Source organism: Paracoccus limosus, from assembly GCF_009711185.1.
In the GTDB taxonomy this organism is placed as follows: domain Bacteria; phylum Pseudomonadota; class Alphaproteobacteria; order Rhodobacterales; family Rhodobacteraceae; genus Paracoccus; species Paracoccus limosus.
On record NZ_WMIF01000017.1, the window covers coordinates 40,605 to 57,940 of the forward strand.

Genomic DNA, 17,336 nt, shown 5'->3' on the forward strand with positions numbered 1-17,336 from the left:
GGTATTTTACCCGGGTCAAGCCGGGTGATTTGTCGGGTTGGCGCAGGCGCTTTCGCCCGCCATGATGGCAGCGGGAGGACGGAAATGCTGCGGAGAATCATCATACTTATGGCGGGGATGGCTGCCGGGCTGCCCGCTGCGGCGCAGGATGCGCCCGCGGCAGCGGGGCAAAAGCCCGCCTCGGTGGTCCATGCCGCCGTGCTGCGGGTGGACCGTCCGACGTTGCCGCCGATCTCGCGGCTGGACACCCGTCCGGCGGATCTGGGCTTTGCCGGCGCCCGCCTTGCCATCGGCGACAATGACACCACCGGCCGCTTCATGGGGCAGGATTTCGACGCGCAGGAGATCACCGCCACCCCCGAGACCGCCGCCGCCGAGATGGACAAGCTGCTGGCGCAGGGCGTGCCTTTCATCGTCGTTCTTGCCGATGACGCAACCACGCTGCAACTGGCCGATCAGGCCGGCGACCGGGCGCTGCTTTTCAATGCCCATGCGCGGGGCGACAATTTGCGCGGCACGGATTGCCGGGCCAATACCATCCACACCGCGCCCAGTCAGGCCATGCTGACCGATGCGTTGGCGCAATTCCTGATGTGGAAGAAATGGCCGAAGTGGTTCCTGATCGCCGGCAGCCATCCCGATGACATCGCGCTGGCCGAGGCCTATCGCCGTTCGGCCACCAAATTCGGCGCCAAGATTGTCGAGACCCGCACCTATGAGGATACCGGCGGCAGCCGCCGCAGTGACTCGGGTTATGTGCAGGTCCAGCAGCAGATGCCGGTGTTCACCCAAAGCGCACCCGAGCATGACGTGGTGATTGCCGCCGACGAGAATGGCGTCTTTGCCGATTGGCTGCCCTATGAGACATGGGATGCGCGCCCGGTCGCTGGCTCGGCCGGGCTGGTGCCGCATGCCTGGTCGCCGACGCTCGAGGCCTGGGGGGCGCTGCAATTCCAGAACCGCTTTGAAAAGCTCGCTGGCCGGCCGATGCGCGACGACGATTACCAGACATGGGTCGCGCTGCGCATGCTGGGCGAGGCGGCGACCCGCACGCAAAGCACCGATGCCGCCAAGCTGCGTGATTTCATGCTGTCGGACAAGTTCGAGGTCGCCGGCTTCAAGGGGCAGAAGCTGACCATCCGCGACTGGGACCATCAGCTGCGCCAGCCCATCCTGCTGTCCACCGCTGCCGTGACCGCCTCGGTCAGCCCGCAAGACCAGTATCTGCACCAGACATCGGCGCTGGATACGCTGGGCATCGACCGTCCCGAAACCCAATGCAAGTTCTGAGGCCAAAGATGAAAGCCAAAACCGCCATCCTGACCTCGGCGCTGTGTCTGGGCATGGCCCTGCCGGCCGCCGCGAACCGGGTCTTTGTCAGCAACGAAAAGGGCAATGACGTGACCGTTCTGGACAGCGACACCCTGGAGGTGATCGGCACCTATCCGGTCGGTGCCCGCCCGCGCGGCATCACCATCAGCCCCGACGGCAAGGAGCTGTATGTCTGCACCTCGGACGATGATCTGGTGCGGGTCTTTGATCCGCAGACGATGCAGGAACTGCACACGCTGCCCTCGGGGCCGGACCCGGAACTCTTCGTGCTGCATCCCTCGGGCAATCCGCTTTATATCGCCAATGAGGACGACAATCTGGTCACCGTGGTCGATACCAAGACCCACAAGGTGCTGGCCGAGATCCCGGTTGGGGTCGAACCCGAGGGCATGGGCGTCAGCCCGGATGGCAAGGTGGTCATCAACACCTCGGAAACCACCAACATGGCGCATTTCATCAACACCGAAACCTATGAGATCTTTGGCAATGTGCTGGTGGACAGCCGACCGCGCTTTGCGCAATACAACGATCAGGGCACCAAGCTTTACGTCAGCGCCGAGATCGGCGGCACCGTCAGCGTGATCCACCCCGAAAACCAGACCATCGAGAAAAAGATCAGCTTCGAGATCCCCGGCGTTCTGCCCGAGGCGATCCAGCCGGTCGGCATCCGCATCACCAAGGATGGCAAAAAGGTCTATGTCGCCCTTGGCCCCGCCAACCGCGTCGCGGTGATCAATGGCGAGACCGACGAGGTCGAGGATTACCTGCTGGTTGGCCAGCGGGTCTGGCAGATGGCCTTCACGCCCGACGAAAAATACCTGTTCACCACGAATGGCAATTCGAACGACGTTTCGGTGATCGACGTGGCCTCGGACAAGGTCATCAAATCCGTGCCCGTCGGCCAGCAGCCCTGGGGCGTGGTCGTGGCGCCGAACTGACGAATTCTGGGAGGAAAGAAGATGATCCGATTGCTGACCGCGCTGATGCTGATCGCGGGAATGTCTGTGCCTGCACTGGCCGAAGAGAAAAAGCCCGAGCCCAAGCCTGAAGCAGCCGCCGCAGCCCCGGCTGCCGCGGAAAAGGACGACGATGATGACGAAAAACCCGCAGCCGAACAGGGCGTGCACGAGGCCAAGGGCAAGTTCGATTATGGTTTCTCGGGCATGCTGGCGCGCGACAACCGCACCCAGCTTGCGCCGCTGACGCTGGGTTCCGGAAAGCCGGTCGCGACCGGCGAATACAAGCTGAAATCGGGCGGCTATTACCGCATCGACATCAATGCCGATGGCAGTCAGGAACTGGCGCTGTCGGGCGGCGATTTCTTCCGCGCCATCTGGATCAACGAGGTGGTGATCAACGATATCGAAATCCGGCCGATGGGCGTGCATTCGCTGGAGTTCGACGATGCCGGCACCGCGACGATCAGCTTTGTTGCCATCGTACCGGGCCGTTACACCCTGTCGATCCCCGGCTCGCATGGGGAAACCCAACAGGCCGTGTTCAACATCCAGTAGGGGCCATGCCCAAGGCGGGGGCGTGACGCGCCCCGCCGGATCGGGCAATATGGCGTCAGGCTGAACGGTTTCACCATCACCGGCAGGGCGCCGGACTAGGAGACGGCCGGGTGCGGCGCTTTGCCCGCACCCCTGATATCATGCAAGATGCTCTCTCGATCCAGCACGTCAGCCACAGCTTCGGCCGCTTTGCCGCGTTGAAGGATGTCAGCCTAAGCGTGCCGCGCGGCGGTTTCACCGCGCTTCTGGGGGTGAACGGCGCCGGCAAGACCACGCTGTTTTCGCTGATCACCCGACTTTACGACAATACCTCGGGCCGGATCGAGGTGGCGGGGCATGATCTGCGCCGCGAACCCGGCGCGGCCCTCGCGCGGCTGGGGGTGGTGTTTCAGTCGCGCGCGCTGGACCCCGATCTGACGGTGGCGCAGAACCTAGAATATCACGCCGCCCTGCATGGCATCCCCCGGCACGAGGCGCGGTTGCGCGCCGCCGAAGTGCTGGAACTGGTCGGGCTGGCCGACAAGCTGGGCAGCCGCGTTTCGGCCTTGTCGGGGGGGCAAAGCCGCCGGGCCGAGATCGCCCGCGCCCTGATCCACCGTCCGCAGATCCTGCTTCTGGACGAGGCCACGGTGGGGCTGGACGTCAAGGCCCGCGCCGAGGTGGTGGCCCTGACCCGCGCGCTGACCGCGACCGGGGTTTCGGCGCTCTGGGCCACGCATATCCTTGACGAAATCCGCCCCGAGGACGGGCTGGTCATTCTGCATCGTGGCGAGGTGCTGGCCCAGGGCAATGCCGGCCAGATCGGCGGGAATGACCTGACCGGCACCTTCCTGCGCCTGACCGGAGAAAGCGCATGACCGCGACCCCGCGCCCGACGGCGCGCATGTGGCTGACCTGTTTTCTGGGCATCGCCCGGCGCGAGACGCTGCGCTTTGTCAACCAGCGTGGCCGCTTTCTGGCCGCGCTGGTGCGGCCCTTGGTCTGGCTGTTCATCTTTGCCGCCGGCTTTCGCGCCGTGCTAGGCCTGTCGATCACGCCGCCCTATCAGACCTATGTGCTCTATGAGGTCTATGTCACCCCCGGCCTTTGCGCGATGATCCAGCTGTTCAACGGCATGCAGTCGTCGCTGTCGATGGTCTATGACCGCGAGACGGGGGCGATGCGCACCCTGCTGGTCAGCCCGTTCCCGCGTTGGTTCCTTTTGGCCTCGAAACTGGTGGCCGGGGTGATCGTGTCGATCATTCAGGTCTATACCTTTCTGGCCATTGCATGGTTCTGGGACATCCGCCCGCCGGCCATGGGCTATCTGACGGTGCTGCCGGCGCTGGTCCTGTCGGGGCTGATGCTGGGGGCGATGGGGCTGTTCCTGTCCTCGGCGATCCGGCAGCTTGAGAACTTCGCCGGGGTGATGAACTTCGTGATCTTCCCGATGTTTTTCGCCTCGACCGCGCTTTATCCGCTGTGGCGGATGCGGGAAAGCTCGGTGCTGTTGCATCACATCTGCGCGGCCAACCCGTTCAGCCATGCGGTGGAGCTGATCCGCTTTGCGCTTTACCAGCGCTTCGACCTCATGTCCTTTGGTGTGGTGGCGGGCTGCCTGATCCTGTTCTTTGCCGGGGCGGTCGTCATGTATGATCCGGCCAAGGGCCTTTGGGCCCGCCGGAAAGGAGGGGGAGCATGAAACACTGGATCCTGACGTTCTGTCTGATCGCGGGCGCGGCCCATGCCGAAAGCAGCACCGATCCCGACTGGCCCTGCGTCCAGCGCAAGCAGCCACATCTGTCCATGGGCCAGATGTGGACCGGACCCGAACCCGACGACGCAGTCCGCACTATGGCCGAGACTCCGGAAATCGCCACGCTGGCCGACCGGCTGGAACAGCGCCGCGTCCCGATCGAGCAGGCGCAGACCGAAATCGCGGATTATGCCAAGACCGCCGACAACCAGCACCTGACCGCCCTGATGCTGGCCATCTTTGACCGCATCGAGCCCGACCGCGCGGCGCTGATTTCCGGCATCGCGCGCTATGGCAACAAACAGGTGGACCTTGCCAAGCGGATCGAGGACCATCGTGGCAAGATGGCCGAGATGCAAAAGGTCGAGAAGCCGGACTTCGACGCCATCGATGCCGAAGAACAGAAACTGGACTGGGACATGCGCATTTTTCAGGATCGTCAGCAATCGCTGACCTATGTCTGTGAAACTCCGGTCATTCTGGAGCAGCGCGTGTTTGCCTTGGCACGGGCGATTCAGGCCGGGCTGAAATGAGCGGTCGGCCGGCGGGAAAACCGGCTGGCGTGATCCTGGCCGGGGGACTGTCGCGCCGCATGGGCGGCGGCAACAAGGCGCTGCGCGTTCTGGCAGGCCGCACCCTGCTGTCGCGGGTGATCGAGCGGCTGGCGCCGCAATGCGGCCCGCTGGCGATCAATGCCAATGGCGAGGCCGAGACCTTCGGCGAATATGATCTGCCGGTGATTGCCGACGGTTTTTCCGGCTTTGCCGGTCCGCTGGCCGGGGTGCTGGCGGGCATGGACTGGGCCGCCGGGCAGGGCGCGGGCAGCGTGGTCAGCGTCAGCGTCGATACCCCTTTCATCCCCGAGGATCTGGTCTGGCGGCTGCTGGATGCGCGCGGCCGCTCGGGTGTCGCGGTCGCGGCCAGTCCCGATACGCAGGGCCTGCTGCGCGATCATCCGACCTGCGCACTGTGGCCGGTGGCGCTGCGCGACGATCTGCATGCCGCGCTGGAATCGGGGCTGCACCGCATCGGCCAGTTCGCGGCTTCTTATGATCCGGGCCGGGCGGTGTTCGACAGCCGGGTGATGGATCCGTTCCTGAACCTGAATACGCCCGAGGATCTGGCCCGCGCCGAACGGCTGCTTTAGCCGGCCGGCGGTTCAGGCGCCGTAGCGGCGCCAGAGCCGCGCCAGCGCCAGATTGACGGCCCGCGCAAAAAGCACCGTCATCAGCGACAGCACCAGCAGCGCGGCAAAGACCAGATCGGTCTTCATCCGGCCATTGGCATGGATCATCAGCGCGCCAAGGCCGCGCGCGCCGCCGACCCATTCGCCGACCACCGCGCCGATTGGCGCATAGACCGCCGCCAGCCGCAACCCGGTGGCAAGGCTGGGCAGCGCCGCCGGGATGCGCAGGTGGCGCATGATCCGGCCCTGGCTTGCGCCCATTACCCGTGCAAGGTCCAGCTGCGCCTGCGGCGTGCGCATCAACCCGTCAAGAAAGGCGGCCCAGACCGGAAAGAACACGATCAGCACGGTCATGGCGATCTTGGGCGCGATGCCGAAGCCCAGCCACAGCGTCAGGATCGGCGCAAGGGCAAAGACCGGGATGGTCTGGCTGAAGGTCAGGAACGGGCTGAGGATCGCGGTCAGCCGCGGCGAAAAGCCCATGGCGATGGCAAGGCCCGCGCCCAGCCCCGCGCCCAGGGCAAAGCCCAGCACAACCTCGGACAGGGTAAAGCCGGCATTCCAGGCGATCTCGGCCCGGTTGATCCACAGTGATTGCGCCACCGCCCCCGGACCGGGCAGCAAAAAGGCGGGCATGCCGAGGCCCCAGACGAGGGTTTGCCACAGGATCAGGGCGATCGCGATCAGCGCCAGCACGGTCTTCATGCCATCATCCCCCGCATCAGCGCGGTTTGCAGCGCCAGCACCTCGGGGGCATCGAAGGGGCGGGCGGCGGCCGGGGGCCGGGGGCTGGGGACTGGCCATTCAGTCAGCCCGGTTTCGCGCAAGAGCAGGATGCGGTCGCCCAGCCGCGCCGCCTCGGCCGGGTCATGGGTGACCAGCAGCACCGTGCGGTCCTGCAAGAGCCGCGCCGCGAGATCCTGCATCTGTGCTCGGGTCCGGGTGTCGAGGGCGGAAAAGGGTTCGTCCAGCAGCACGAGGGGGCGATCCTCGAACAGGGTGCGGGCCAGCGCGGCGCGCTGGCGCTGGCCGCCGGAAAGCTGCGCCGGCAGGTGATCGGCGCGATCGGCAAGGCCCACCGCTTTGATTAGCATGCTGGCGCGGGTGGCGGGGGTGGCCGGGGGCTCTGCCCCCGACGCCCGATCGCCCCCTTGATGGGGGCGGTCGGACGCTCCCCCGGGATATTTTTCCACGAAAGAAGCATCGAGCGTGCCGCGCAGCCGCGCGCCAAGGGTGACATTGCCGGTGACGTCGAGCCATGGGATCAGGCCGGGGTCCTGCGCCATCAGCGCGACGGGCTGATCGCGGCTGATCTCGCCCTGAAAGCGCACGCCGGTCTCGAGCCCGGCCAGCAGCCGCAGCAGGGTCGATTTGCCGACGCCCGAGGGGCCGAGCAGGCAGGTCCATTGCCCCTTGGCCAGTTGCAGGTCGATTTCGGCGAAGAGCGGCTGATCGCCGGTCCAGGCGCTGCCACGGACGCGCGCCTGCATGATCACGTCTGCCCCAGATTCCAGAAGGCTGCTTCGAGCCGGGTCGCGGTGGCAAAGCGTTCGACCAGTGCCGGCCAGCGCGGGCTGGCTTGCGGGTTCTGGCCCAGACGCCGTGCAATGGCCTGGTCGAGCAGCGTCCCGGCCTCGGCGCAGGCCTGCTGATACTCGGCACCGGCATAGGTGTCGATCCAGTCGCGGTAGGGCGTGTCGGTGGCGGCCTCGGCCGCAAGCCGGTTGCCGATTTCGCCGTAGCCCAGCACGCAAGGCATCAGCGCCACGACGAGGTCGAGGAAATCGCCCGAGAAGCCGGCGTCCAGCACATAGCGGGTATAGGCGATATTGGTCACCGCCTCGGGCGTGGCCAGCATGGCGCGGGTGTCGATGCCGGCTGCGGCGCAGGTTTCCACATGCAGCGACATTTCATGATCAAGCAGCGTGTGGACGGTGGCCGCGCAGCTGCGCATTTCCTCGAGCGTGTCGGCCTTGACCACGGCCAGCGCCCAAGCGCGGCTGAACTGGATCAGGAACAGATAATCCTGCACCAGATAGGTCAGGAACGCGGTTTGCGGCAGGCTGCCGTCGCGCATGCCCTCGACGAAGGCGTGACGGGTATAGGCGTCCCAATCGGGCGCGGCGGCGCGCAGCTGCGCAAAGCTGTGGCCGTAGCTCATGGTGCGCCGATGTCCACGGCCAGATCCGAGACCGGCAGCACCTTGTCGACCAGTCCGGCGTCTTTCAGGAACTGTTCGAAATGCGCGTAGCGGCCTTGGTCCAGCGCCGCCGGGCTTTGCGAAAAGCGCGGCAAGGTTTCCTTCCAAGCTTCGGCGTTCAGCTCATCCTTGAGGTCGGGTGCGGTGCCCGAGAAGAGCGTCCAGCTTTCGTCGGGGTGGTTGACCATATATTGCGCGCCGCGTTCGACGGCATGCAGGAAGCGGGCGGCGCGGTCCTTGTCCAGATGGGCCGGGTTGGCGACGAAGATCAGCTCGTCATAGGTCGGCACGCCTTGTTCCTCGACATAGAAGCAGCGGCCCTCGGCACCGGCGAGCCGCATCTGGGTCAGCTCGAAGTTGCGATAGGCGCCGATGGTGGCATCGACCTGACCGGCGATCAGCGCCGGCGACAGCGACCAGTTGACGTTGACCATCTGCACATCATCCATGCTGAGGCCAGCGGTCTTCAGGATCTGGCCGACCAGCGCATCCTCGACCCCGGAGACGGAATAGCCGATCTTCTTGCCCTTGAGGTCCTCGATCTTTTGCACGGGGCCGTCGGCCTTGACCATCAGGCAGTTCAAGGGCGTCGCGACCAGGGTGCCGATGCGTTTCAACGGCAGGCCTTCATGCACCTGCAGATGCAGTTGCGGCTGGTAGGTGATGGCGTAATCGGCCTTGCCGGCGGCAACCAGTTTCGGCGGGTCCGAGGGATCGGCGGGGGCAACCACGTCCACGTCCAGCCCCTCGTCCTTGAAGAAGCCCTTTTCCTGCGCGACGATGATCGGCGCATGGTCGGGGTTCACGAACCAGTCGAGGATCAGCGTGACCTTGTCGGCGGCCAGAGCCGGCTGGGCCATCAGGGCCAGCGCGGCGGCAAGGGTGAAATGCTTCATGAGTCGTCTCCCAGAGCCAAAAGGGTGATTTCGCCGTCCCAGCGGCGGGCAAGTGCGTCGGCCGCGCGCCATGAGCGCAGCCCCGAGCGGCAGGCCAGAACGATGCGCTGGCCGGGGGCGGGCAGCGGGCCGCCGGCGCCATAGCCGGGCATGCGCAGCGCCTCGGGCGTGGCCTTGCGCGGCGCCTCGTCCTTGGGGCGCAGGTCGATGACCATGTCGCCCGGGCGGATGTCCTCGGCGGCGATGAAGCGCGGGCCAGAGGTTTCAGGGGCGCCGTCAAAGTGGAATTGTGTGAAGCGGCCCGCCTCGAAACGGGTGAACTGTCCCAGTGGCGATGGCGTAAGCCCAAGGATCACTGCCAGCGCCATCTGCGCCTGCAAACAGCCCAGCATCCCGACCACGGGGCCCAGCACGCCTGCCGTGGCGCAGGTCTGGCCGCTGTCGGGCGGATCGGGGAACAGCGCGCGCAGGCTGGGCGCACCGCCTTTGCCCGGATCACCGCAGAAGCCGCCGACGTAGCCCGCCATTCCCAGAGCGGAGGCCGAGATCAGCGGCTTGCCCGCCGCCAGACAGACATCCGAAAGCGTATAGCTGGCCGCGTAGCTGTCGGCGCAATCCAGCACCACATCCGCCGCTGCGACCAGCGCCGGCGCATTGGCGGGGGTCAGCCGGTCGATCAGCGCATCGACCATCACCTCGGGGTTCAGCCGGGCGATGGCCTGAGCCGCGGCGCGGACCTTGGGCTGGCCCACGTCCTTCATCCGGTAAAGCGGCTGGCGGTGCAGGTTGGTTTCATCGACGCTGTCGGGGTCGATCAGGGTAATGCGGCCGATGCCGGCGCCGGCCAGATATTGCAGCACCGGCACGCCAAGGCCACCGGCACCGACCACCAGCACATGCGCGGCCTCGATCAGCTCCTGCCCTTCGGCATCGACCTCGGGCAGCACCATCTGGCGAATATAGCGGCTCATGCCGTCACCGCTAGCCATTGGCGGATGCGGCCCTCGGGGTCGGGGTTCAGGGTGATGTCGGTCACCGCCGAGGCGATGTCGGCGCCCGCCGCGAATGCTTCAAGCGCGCGCTCGGGCGTCACGCCGCCGATGGCGACCAAAGGCGTGGTGCCGACCAGCTTGCGCCAGTCCCGCACGCGGTCCAGGCCCTGCTGTTCCCATTTCATCTTTTTCAGGATCGTCGGCCAGACCGGACCCAACGCGACATAGTCCGGCCGCAACGCCATGGCGCGGTCAAGCTCGGCCTCGTCATGGGTCGAGACGCCCAGCCGGATCCCGGCGCGGCGGATCGCGGCCACATCGGCCTGATCCAGATCCTCTTGCCCCAGATGCACGAAGTCGCAGCCGAGTTCGATCGCCTCGCGCCAGTAGTCGTTGACGACCAGCGTGGCGCCATGTTCGCGGCAAAGCTCCTGCGCCAGCGCCAGCTCGCCCATCAGGCGCGGCGCAGGTTGGTCCTTGATGCGGATCTGCACCAGCTTGACGCCCAGGGGCAGGGCGTGGCGCAGCCAGTCGGTCGTGTCAAAGATCGGGTAGAAACGGGGAAGCGTCATCCCAGCACCGCCATGCCAAAGAGAGGGGTCGAGGGCGCGGCCATGTCGCGCGTCTCGATCGGATTGGCGGCATGGGCCAGTTGTCCGGCCTCGATCGCCAGCGCCATGGCCCGCGCCATCGCCACCGGATCGCCCGCCTTGGCGACGGCGGTGTTCAGCAGCACAGCGTCAAAGCCCAGCTCCATCGCCTGCGCGGCATGGCTGGGCAGGCCGATGCCGGCATCGACGACCAGCGGCACGTCGGGGAAATGCGCCCGCAGGCTGCGCAGGCCATAGGGGTTGTTCAACCCGCGCCCCGAGCCGATGGGCGCGCCCCAGGGCATCAGCACCTGACAGCCCGCATCCAGAAGCCGGCCACAGACCGACAGATCCTCGGTGCAATAGGGAAAGACCTGAAATCCGTCATCCGACAGCAGCCGCGCCGCCTCGACCAGTGCGATCACATCGGGGCATAGCGTGTCATCATCGCGGATGACCTCCAGCTTGATCCATGGCGTGTCGAACAGTTCGCGCGCCATCTGGGCGGTCGTCACCGCCTCGCGCACCGAATGGCAGCCGGCGGTATTGGGCAGGACCGGGATCGCCAGCTCCTTTATCAGCCGGTGAAAGTCCTGCCCGGCCCCGCCTTCGCGGCGCAGGCTGACCGTGGCGATGCCGGCATTCGCGGCGCGGAATGCCTGCGCCATGATCGCGGGCGAGGGATAGAGCGCCGTGCCCAGCATCAGCGGGCTGTCGACGGTGGTTCCATAGAATTGCGGCATCTCAGCCCCCTTGCATCGGTGCGACGACTTCCAGCGCGTCGCCATCTTTCAACATGGTCGCGGCGCGGCTGGCTGCGGGCAGAAAGGCGCCGTTCAGCGCGGTCGCGATCTTGGCGCCGCCCAGCCCCTGCTGGTCGAGCGCGTCCTGAACCGTCGGACCCGAGACGGCGCGGGTTTCGCCATTAAGGGTGATTTTCATCCATGAACTCCGGTGTCTGGCCATCCAGAAGGTGGTCGGCGGCCATGCGGGCCACGGCGGGGGCCAGAAGATAGCCGTGGCGATAAAGGCCGTTTGCGAACAAAGTGTTTCCACGCCGGCGCAGGCGCGGCAGGTTGTCGGGAAAGGCCGGTCGGGCATCGGCGCCCAGCTCCATGATCTCGGCCTCGGCAAAGCCCGGATGCAGGGTATAGGCGGCCGACAGCATCTCGACCGCCGAACGGGCGGTGACGCGGTATTTGCCGCCGGTTTCCAGCATGGTGGCGCCGATCATGTAGATGCCATCGCCACGGGGCACGATGTAAAGCGGAATGCGCGGATGCAGCAGGCGGACGGTGCGGCTGATCTGCACCTCGGGGCAGCGGATCACCAGCATCTCGCCGCGGACGCCGCGCAGGTCGGGCAGTGCATCGCGGGCGGCAAGGCCGCGGGCATCGACGATCAGCCCGGTCGGCGCGCCCTCGGTCTCGATGGTGATCCCGGCCTCGGCCAGCCGGTCGCGCAGCGCCAGCAGGGCGGCGCGCGGGTTCAGATGCGCCTCGGTTTCAAAGAACAGCCCGCGCGCAAACCGGCCCTGCAATTCGGGCTCCAGCGCGGCGATGGCCTCGGCGTCCAGCGGGCGGTGGCTTTGGGTCAGGCGGGCAAAGCGGTCCAGTTCGGCCCGATCGCGCGAGGGGGCAAGGACCAGCGTGCCGCGTCGCGTCACCTCGGCGCCATGGGCCTGCCACCAGTCGGCGGCGCCAAGACCCAGCCGCACCACCACCGGCTCGGCGCTTTCGGCCTCGCAATAGGGGGCGAGCATGCCGCCGGCGCGCCAGCTGCAGGCCTGCGCGCCCGGTTTGCCGGCCGGGTCGATGATCCGGGGCGCAAGCCCGCGCGCCACCAGTTCGGTGGCGATGCACAGGCCCATGACGCCGCTGCCAAGGATGGTGATGTCGGTCATTGCTGGTTCCACATCCGGTAGAAATGATGCACCGGGCCAAAGCCCAGCCCCACCGCCAGATCGTCGGCGGCGGCGATGGCACCCTGCAGCCATCCATGGGCGGCGCGCACCGCCTCGGGCACGGTTTCACCGCGCGCCAGGCCGGCGGCAATCGCGGCCGAAAGCGAACAGCCGGTGCCATGGGTGTTGCGGGTATCAAGGCGCGGCGCGGCCAGCCGCATCGGCTCGGGTCCGACCAGCAGGTCGATGCAGCTGTCGCCCTGACCGTGGCCGCCCTTCATCATCACATGCGCCGGTCCCAGCGCGCGCAAGGCCGCGCCCTGTTCCAGCATCTCGGCCTCGGTGCGGGCGGGCGGCTGCTCCAGAAGCCGGGCGGCCTCGGGCAGGTTCGGGGTCAGCACGGTCGCCAGCGGCAACAGCCGGTCGCGCAGCACCGCCACCGCCTCGTCGGGCAAAAGCGCATTGCCGGCCTTGGCGATCATCACCGGGTCCAGCACGATGGGCAGCGGCCGGTCGGCGAGCAGCGCCGCCAGCCGGTCGGCGGTGGTCGCGATCACCTCGGGGCCGCCCAGCATGCCGATCTTGATGGCGCGCACGTCCAGATCGCCCATGACCGCGTCGATCTGCGCCACGATCATGGCGGGGCTGACCGGCTGGACTGCGGCCACGGTGCGGGTGTTCTGGGCGGTGATCGCAGTGATGACCGAGGCGCCATAGACGCCAAGTGCCGAAAAGCTTTTCAGGTCGGCCTGAATACCCGCGCCGCCGCCGCTGTCCGAGCCGGCGATGGTCAGGGCGATCGGATGGGACATGGCCCGCCTTTCTTGTCGGGGGGCGATGCCGGGGCGGGGATGTGCGTCCATGGGCCGGGTTGGCCATGACGCTCTACCCTTCCCTACGCCGGCATGACCCGGATCAGGTTCGATGGGTCGGTGCCCGGCACCTCTCAGCCCCGTTGCGGGACTCCCCAAGTGTAGAAATATCGCGCTGAAGTTAGGCCCGGCGGCTGCTGCCCGCAAGGCCTATCCGCAATTTGGGCCTATCCGTAATAGCTGCGGAACCATTCGACGTAGCGGGCCACGCCCTCAGCCACCGGGGTCTGCGGCGCATAGCCGGTCAGGTGGCGCAGCAGCGTGGTGTCGGCCCATGTCGCGGGCACGTCGCCGGGCTGCATCGGCAACAGCTCGCGCCGGGCCTCGCGCCCGGTGGCGGCCTCGATGGCGGCGATGAAATCGCCCAGTTCGACCGGGGCGCCATTGCCGATGTTGACGACCCGATGCGGGGCGACGGGCGACAGGCTGTCCTCGGGGCTGGCGGGGGTGGTGCCGGGCACGGCGTCGATCAGCAGCCGGATCGCCCGCACCAGATCGGTGACATAGGTGAAATCACGCCGCATCCGGCCGTGGTTGAACACCTTGATCGGCTGCCCCTTCAGGATGGCATCGGTGAACAGATACAGCGCCATGTCGGGCCGGCCCCAGGGGCCATAGACGGTGAAAAAGCGGAACATCGTCACCGGCAGGCCGAAAAGATGCGCATAGCTGTGCGCCATCGCCTCGGTCGCTTTCTTCGAGGCGGCATAGAAGGACATCTGCTGATCGACCTTGTCGGTCTCGCGGTAGGGCATGTCGCGGTTGGCGCCATAGACCGAGCTGGTCGAGGCCAGCAGCAGATGGCGCGGCGGATGCGCGCGGGCGGCTTCGAGCAGCTCGAAGGTCCCGGCGATATTCGATTGCAGATAGACGCGCGGATGGTCGATGGAATGGCGCACCCCGGCCTGTGCGGCCAGATGCACCACCACATCGGGCCGGCTGCGGGCAAAGACATCGGACAAAAGACCCGGATCCTCGACCCGGCCCCGGATGGCGGTATAGCCGGGCAGGGCCAGCAGCCGCTCCTCGCGCGCGGCTTTCAGCGCCGGATCGTAATAGGCGTCATGCGCATCCAGACCGATGACCTCGGCGCCCTCGGCCAGCAGCGTCCGGGCCAGATGATAGCCGATAAAGCCGGCCGCGCCTGTGATCAGGGCGCGCATCAGTCGACCCCGAACAGGTCGCGGGAATAGATCTTGTCGGCCACATCGGCCAGTTCCGGCGTCTGACGGTTGGTGATGATCAGGTCCGAGCGGCGCTTGAATTCATCCAGATCGCGCACGACCTCGCTGTTGAAGAAATCGTCCTGTTTCAGAACGGGTTCATAAACGATGCAGGGAATGCCCTTGGCCTTGATCCGCTTCATGATGCCCTGGATCGAGCTGTCGCGGAAATTGTCCGAGCCTGCCTTCATCACCAGCCGGTAAACGCCGACCATGCGCGGGCGTTTGGCGATGATCTGATCGGCGATGTAATCCTTGCGGGTGCGGTTCGATTCGACCACCGCCGCGATCAGGTTCTGCGGCACCTGATCGTAGTTGGCCAGCAATTGCTTGGTGTCCTTGGGCAGGCAATAGCCGCCATAGCCAAAGCTGGGGTTGTTGTAATGGTCACCGATGCGCGGATCCAGACCGACGCCCTCGATGATCTCGCGGGTGTTCAGGTCGCGCGACAGGGCATAGCTGTCGAGTTCGTTGAAATAGGCCACGCGCAGCGCAAGATAGGTGTTCGAGAACAGCTTGATCGCCTCGGCCTCGGTCGTGCCGGTGTAAAGCACCGGCATGTCCTTGCGGATCGCGCCCTCGACCAGCAGGGCGGCCAGCTCATGTGCGGCGGGGCCGTGATCGCCGACCACGATGCGCGAAGGGTAAAGGTTGTCGTAAAGCGCCCGGCCCTCGCGCAGGAATTCGGGCGAGAACAGGATGCGATCATAGCCGAACTCCGCCCGCATCCGGTCGATGAAGCCGACGGGCACGGTGGATTTCACGACGATGGTGGCGTCGGGCGCGTGTTCCCGGCTGAGCGCGATGACGCTTTCGACGCTGGAAGTATCGAAGCGGTTCGAGCGCGTGTCATAGCTGGTGGGCGTCGCGATGATCACGAAGTGCGCGCCGGCCAGCGCCTGCGCCGGATCGGTGGTGGCCGACAGGTCCAGCGTTTCTTCGGACAGCCAGCGGGTGATCTCGGCATCCTCGATCGGCGAGCGGCGGTCGTTGACCTGCGCGACGCGCGCGGCATTCACGTCCAGCGCGACAACGCTTTGATGCTGGGACAACAGCACCGCCATCGACATCCCGACATAGCCCAGACCGGCAACGGCTATCTTCATTTGCGGCATCCGCCTGTTGTTTCGGCGATTCATAGCATGACCGGCCACGGGCATTCCATAGCCCTGCATAAGTGCCCCTATGGCCCGGCGGGTTCAGGTCGGGGCTTGAAGATGGTATACCAAAATGGCAAAGAGAGGCCGATGCAGCACGGGAAGATGACGCATGTGCCGGTGTCCTGGCGGTTCGCGCCTTGTCGGGCGGCCGGCTGTCGCATGGCTCCCTTTACCTCTTATCCTCATGAAAGGCGGTCTGAGATGCCCTTTACCCCCCATGGCCGACACCTGATCGCGGGCGCCTGGATCGGCAGCGCGGCACAGTTCGACAGCAGCCCGGCGCATGGCCCGGCCCATCGCTTCAGCATCGGCACGCCCGAGCTGGTCGCCCAGGCCTGCGAGGCCGCCGAAGCGGCCTTCTGGTCCTATGGCTATTCCACACGCGAGACCCGCGCCGCCTTTCTTGACGCCATTGCCGACGAGATCGAGGCCCGCGCCGAGGCGATCACCTCCATTGGCACGCAGGAAACCGGCCTGCCCGAGGCGCGCCTGAACGGCGAGCGCGGCCGCACCACCGGCCAGCTGCGCCTGTTCGCGGCGCATATCCGCAAGGGTGATTACCTCGACCGCCGCCATGATCCGGCGCTGCCCGACCGCCAGCCGCTGCCGCGCCCCGACATCCGCCTGCTGGAACGGCCCATCGGCCCGGTGGCGGTGTTCGGCGCCTCGAACTTTCCGCTGGCCTTCTCGACCGCGGGGGGTGACACCGCCGCCGCGCTGGCTGCGGGCTGCCCGGTGGTGGTCAAGGGCCATTCCGCCCATCCCGGCACCGGTGAGATCGTGGCCGAGGCGATCTTTGCCGCGATCCAGTCCACGGGCGTGCATCCGGGGGTATTCTCGCTGATCCAGGGCGGCAACCGGCAGGTGGGCGAGGCACTGGTGACGCATCCGCTGATCAAGGCGGTGGGCTTTACCGGATCGCTTGCCGGGGGCAGGGCGCTGTTCGATCTTTGCGCCGCGCGCCCCGAACCGATCCCGTTCTTTGGCGAACTGGGCTCGGTCAACCCGATGTTCCTGCTGGAAAACGCGCTGGCCAACCGTGCCGAAAGCCTCGGCACCGGCTGGGCCGGCAGCCTGACCATGGGCGCAGGCCAGTTCTGCACCAATCCCGGCATTGCCGTGGTGATCGACGGGGCGGATGCTGACAGCTTTACCCGCTCGGCCGCCGCCGCGCTGGAACAGGTCGGTCCGCAGATCCTGCTGACCGACGGCATCGCCAAGGCTTACCGCGACGGTCAGGCGCGCTTTGACGGCCGCAACGCCGTCAAGCCGGTCCTGCACAATGACAGCGAGGGCCGCAGCGCCCGCCCCAATCTCTATGAGACCACGGCCGAGGCCTATCTGCAGGATCATGCGCTTGGCGAAGAGGTCTTTGGCCCGCTGGGGCTGATCGTGCGGGTGCGCGACATGGCGCAGATGGCGGATCTGGCGCGCGGCTTTGAAGGCCAGCTGACGGCGACGCTGCACATGGATGCAGCCGACCTGCCGGCGGCGCAAGAACTGCTGCCGGTGCTGGAGCGCAAGGCGGGCCGGGTGCTGGTGAACGGCTTCCCCACAGGGGTCGAGGTCTGCGACGCCATGGTCCATGGCGGCCCCTACCCGGCCAGCACCAATTTCGGCGCCACTTCGGTCGGCACGCTTGCCATCCGTCGCTTCCTGCGGCCGGTCAGCTACCAGAACTTTCCCGAGGCGCTGCTGCCCGAGGATCTGCGCGGCTGAGCCAAGGCCAGCCC

At 66.7% G+C, this 17,336-nt stretch carries 20 protein-coding genes and 1 riboswitch; of the genes, 8 read left to right on the top strand and 12 right to left on the bottom strand.

All coding sequences use genetic code 11. The annotated features are described in order from the left end of the window. Positions 1-84: 84 nt before the first annotated feature. From GL279_RS12605 to mobA, 7 genes are all read left to right on the top strand, one after another. A complete protein-coding gene (locus GL279_RS12605) occupies positions 85-1,290 on the top strand; it encodes an ABC transporter substrate-binding protein (RefSeq protein ID WP_155064995.1) in 1,206 nt (401 codons plus the stop codon). An 8-nt stretch (positions 1,291-1,298) separates the two neighbouring features. Next, positions 1,299-2,270: a YVTN family beta-propeller repeat protein gene (locus tag GL279_RS12610; RefSeq protein ID WP_155064996.1), complete on the top strand. Its 972-nt coding sequence runs from the start codon at positions 1,299-1,301 to the stop codon at positions 2,268-2,270. Between the two features lie 21 nt (positions 2,271-2,291). After that, positions 2,292-2,846 carry a cupredoxin domain-containing protein gene (locus GL279_RS12615; protein ID WP_155064997.1) on the top strand — a complete coding sequence of 185 codons (555 nt, stop codon included), beginning with the start codon at positions 2,292-2,294 and terminating at the stop codon, positions 2,844-2,846. Positions 2,847-2,986: 140 nt separating this feature from the next. After that, on the top strand, positions 2,987-3,703 hold the full coding sequence (locus tag GL279_RS12620) for an ABC transporter ATP-binding protein (RefSeq protein ID WP_155064998.1): 717 nt from the start codon (positions 2,987-2,989) through the stop codon (positions 3,701-3,703). Next, positions 3,700-4,527, top strand: a complete 828-nt coding sequence (locus GL279_RS12625; RefSeq protein WP_155064999.1) for an ABC transporter permease — start codon at positions 3,700-3,702, stop codon at positions 4,525-4,527. Before GL279_RS12620 ends, GL279_RS12625 begins: the two co-directional genes overlap by 4 nt. Then, positions 4,524-5,114, top strand: coding sequence for a hypothetical protein (locus GL279_RS12630; protein WP_155065000.1), 591 nt, complete (start codon positions 4,524-4,526; stop codon positions 5,112-5,114). The genes GL279_RS12625 and GL279_RS12630 overlap by 4 nt, the downstream gene beginning before the upstream one ends. Then, positions 5,111-5,728, top strand: coding sequence for a molybdenum cofactor guanylyltransferase MobA (gene mobA, locus GL279_RS12635; RefSeq protein WP_155065001.1), 618 nt, complete (start codon positions 5,111-5,113; stop codon positions 5,726-5,728). Before GL279_RS12630 ends, mobA begins: the two co-directional genes overlap by 4 nt. A gap of 12 nt (positions 5,729-5,740) precedes the next feature. Here the strand turns inward: mobA and GL279_RS12640 are convergent, their stop codons facing one another. The 12 genes from GL279_RS12640 to GL279_RS12695 form a co-directional block, all read right to left on the bottom strand. After that, complete coding sequence (locus GL279_RS12640) at positions 5,741-6,472, bottom strand: ABC transporter permease (RefSeq protein ID WP_155065002.1); 732 nt, start codon at positions 6,470-6,472, stop codon at positions 5,741-5,743. Further along, positions 6,469-7,257, bottom strand: a complete 789-nt coding sequence (locus tag GL279_RS12645) for an ABC transporter ATP-binding protein (protein WP_155065003.1) — start codon at positions 7,255-7,257, stop codon at positions 6,469-6,471. Before GL279_RS12645 ends, GL279_RS12640 begins: the two co-directional genes overlap by 4 nt. 2 nt (positions 7,258-7,259) lie before the next feature. Continuing rightward, the gene (gene tenA / locus GL279_RS12650) at positions 7,260-7,928 is read right to left on the bottom strand and encodes a thiaminase II (RefSeq protein WP_155065004.1); all 669 of its coding nucleotides are present in this window, start codon (positions 7,926-7,928) and stop codon (positions 7,260-7,262) included. Beyond that, on the bottom strand, positions 7,925-8,863 hold the full coding sequence (locus GL279_RS12655; RefSeq protein WP_155065005.1) for an ABC transporter substrate-binding protein: 939 nt from the start codon (positions 8,861-8,863) through the stop codon (positions 7,925-7,927). Before GL279_RS12655 ends, tenA begins: the two co-directional genes overlap by 4 nt. Then, positions 8,860-9,834 (bottom strand): HesA/MoeB/ThiF family protein, encoded by a 975-nt coding sequence (locus GL279_RS12660; RefSeq protein WP_170293968.1) that lies wholly within the window; start codon positions 9,832-9,834, stop codon positions 8,860-8,862. The genes GL279_RS12655 and GL279_RS12660 overlap by 4 nt, the downstream gene beginning before the upstream one ends. Then, positions 9,831-10,427, bottom strand: a complete 597-nt coding sequence (locus tag GL279_RS12665; RefSeq protein WP_155065007.1) for a thiamine phosphate synthase — start codon at positions 10,425-10,427, stop codon at positions 9,831-9,833. The genes GL279_RS12660 and GL279_RS12665 overlap by 4 nt, the downstream gene beginning before the upstream one ends. Further along, positions 10,424-11,188, bottom strand: a complete 765-nt coding sequence (locus GL279_RS12670; protein WP_155065008.1) for a thiazole synthase — start codon at positions 11,186-11,188, stop codon at positions 10,424-10,426. The genes GL279_RS12665 and GL279_RS12670 overlap by 4 nt, the downstream gene beginning before the upstream one ends. A gap of 1 nt (position 11,189) precedes the next feature. Beyond that, positions 11,190-11,387: a sulfur carrier protein ThiS gene (gene thiS, locus GL279_RS12675; RefSeq protein WP_155065009.1), complete on the bottom strand. Its 198-nt coding sequence runs from the start codon at positions 11,385-11,387 to the stop codon at positions 11,190-11,192. Further along, positions 11,371-12,348 (bottom strand): FAD-dependent oxidoreductase, encoded by a 978-nt coding sequence (locus tag GL279_RS12680; RefSeq protein WP_155065010.1) that lies wholly within the window; start codon positions 12,346-12,348, stop codon positions 11,371-11,373. Before GL279_RS12680 ends, thiS begins: the two co-directional genes overlap by 17 nt. Then, positions 12,345-13,160 (bottom strand): bifunctional hydroxymethylpyrimidine kinase/phosphomethylpyrimidine kinase, encoded by an 816-nt coding sequence (gene thiD / locus GL279_RS12685; RefSeq protein WP_155065011.1) that lies wholly within the window; start codon positions 13,158-13,160, stop codon positions 12,345-12,347. Before thiD ends, GL279_RS12680 begins: the two co-directional genes overlap by 4 nt. Positions 13,161-13,223: 63 nt before the next feature. Then, positions 13,224-13,328: riboswitch (TPP riboswitch) on the bottom strand. Positions 13,329-13,387: 59 nt separating this feature from the next. Further along, complete coding sequence (locus GL279_RS12690; protein WP_155065012.1) at positions 13,388-14,386, bottom strand: NAD-dependent epimerase/dehydratase family protein; 999 nt, start codon at positions 14,384-14,386, stop codon at positions 13,388-13,390. Then, positions 14,383-15,549 (bottom strand): nucleotide sugar dehydrogenase, encoded by a 1,167-nt coding sequence (locus tag GL279_RS12695; RefSeq protein WP_155065013.1) that lies wholly within the window; start codon positions 15,547-15,549, stop codon positions 14,383-14,385. The genes GL279_RS12690 and GL279_RS12695 overlap by 4 nt, the downstream gene beginning before the upstream one ends. A 255-nt stretch (positions 15,550-15,804) precedes the next feature. Here GL279_RS12695 and GL279_RS12700 point away from each other — a divergent pair, with 255 nt between their 5' ends. Further along, entirely contained in the window at positions 15,805-17,322 is a 1,518-nt protein-coding gene (locus tag GL279_RS12700) for an aldehyde dehydrogenase (NADP(+)) (RefSeq protein WP_155065014.1), read from the top strand. The last annotated feature ends 14 nt before the right edge of the window (positions 17,323-17,336 follow it).

What these genes read in the sequence shown, in the direction of transcription:
- GL279_RS12660 (WP_170293968.1), bottom strand. Translation starts at nt 9,834, where the DNA reads ATGAGCCGCTATATTCGCCAGATGGTGCTGCCCGAGGTCGATGCCGAA.
- GL279_RS12655 (WP_155065005.1), bottom strand. Translation starts at nt 8,863, where the DNA reads ATGAAGCATTTCACCCTTGCCGCCGCGCTGGCCCTGATGGCCCAGCCG.
- thiD (WP_155065011.1), bottom strand. Translation starts at nt 13,160, where the DNA reads ATGTCCCATCCGATCGCCCTGACCATCGCCGGCTCGGACAGCGGCGGC.
- GL279_RS12625 (WP_155064999.1), top strand. Translation starts at nt 3,700, where the DNA reads ATGACCGCGACCCCGCGCCCGACGGCGCGCATGTGGCTGACCTGTTTT.
- GL279_RS12680 (WP_155065010.1), bottom strand. Translation starts at nt 12,348, where the DNA reads ATGACCGACATCACCATCCTTGGCAGCGGCGTCATGGGCCTGTGCATC.
- GL279_RS12670 (WP_155065008.1), bottom strand. Translation starts at nt 11,188, where the DNA reads ATGCCGCAATTCTATGGAACCACCGTCGACAGCCCGCTGATGCTGGGC.
- GL279_RS12665 (WP_155065007.1), bottom strand. Translation starts at nt 10,427, where the DNA reads ATGACGCTTCCCCGTTTCTACCCGATCTTTGACACGACCGACTGGCTG.
- GL279_RS12610 (WP_155064996.1), top strand. Translation starts at nt 1,299, where the DNA reads ATGAAAGCCAAAACCGCCATCCTGACCTCGGCGCTGTGTCTGGGCATG.
- GL279_RS12645 (WP_155065003.1), bottom strand. Translation starts at nt 7,257, where the DNA reads ATGCAGGCGCGCGTCCGTGGCAGCGCCTGGACCGGCGATCAGCCGCTC.
- GL279_RS12700 (WP_155065014.1), top strand. Translation starts at nt 15,805, where the DNA reads ATGCCCTTTACCCCCCATGGCCGACACCTGATCGCGGGCGCCTGGATC.
- GL279_RS12605 (WP_155064995.1), top strand. Translation starts at nt 85, where the DNA reads ATGCTGCGGAGAATCATCATACTTATGGCGGGGATGGCTGCCGGGCTG.
- GL279_RS12620 (WP_155064998.1), top strand. Translation starts at nt 2,987, where the DNA reads ATGCAAGATGCTCTCTCGATCCAGCACGTCAGCCACAGCTTCGGCCGC.
- GL279_RS12615 (WP_155064997.1), top strand. Translation starts at nt 2,292, where the DNA reads ATGATCCGATTGCTGACCGCGCTGATGCTGATCGCGGGAATGTCTGTG.
- mobA (WP_155065001.1), top strand. Translation starts at nt 5,111, where the DNA reads ATGAGCGGTCGGCCGGCGGGAAAACCGGCTGGCGTGATCCTGGCCGGG.
- GL279_RS12630 (WP_155065000.1), top strand. Translation starts at nt 4,524, where the DNA reads ATGAAACACTGGATCCTGACGTTCTGTCTGATCGCGGGCGCGGCCCAT.
- thiS (WP_155065009.1), bottom strand. Translation starts at nt 11,387, where the DNA reads ATGAAAATCACCCTTAATGGCGAAACCCGCGCCGTCTCGGGTCCGACG.
- tenA (WP_155065004.1), bottom strand. Translation starts at nt 7,928, where the DNA reads ATGAGCTACGGCCACAGCTTTGCGCAGCTGCGCGCCGCCGCGCCCGAT.
- GL279_RS12695 (WP_155065013.1), bottom strand. Translation starts at nt 15,549, where the DNA reads ATGAAGATAGCCGTTGCCGGTCTGGGCTATGTCGGGATGTCGATGGCG.
- GL279_RS12640 (WP_155065002.1), bottom strand. Translation starts at nt 6,472, where the DNA reads ATGAAGACCGTGCTGGCGCTGATCGCGATCGCCCTGATCCTGTGGCAA.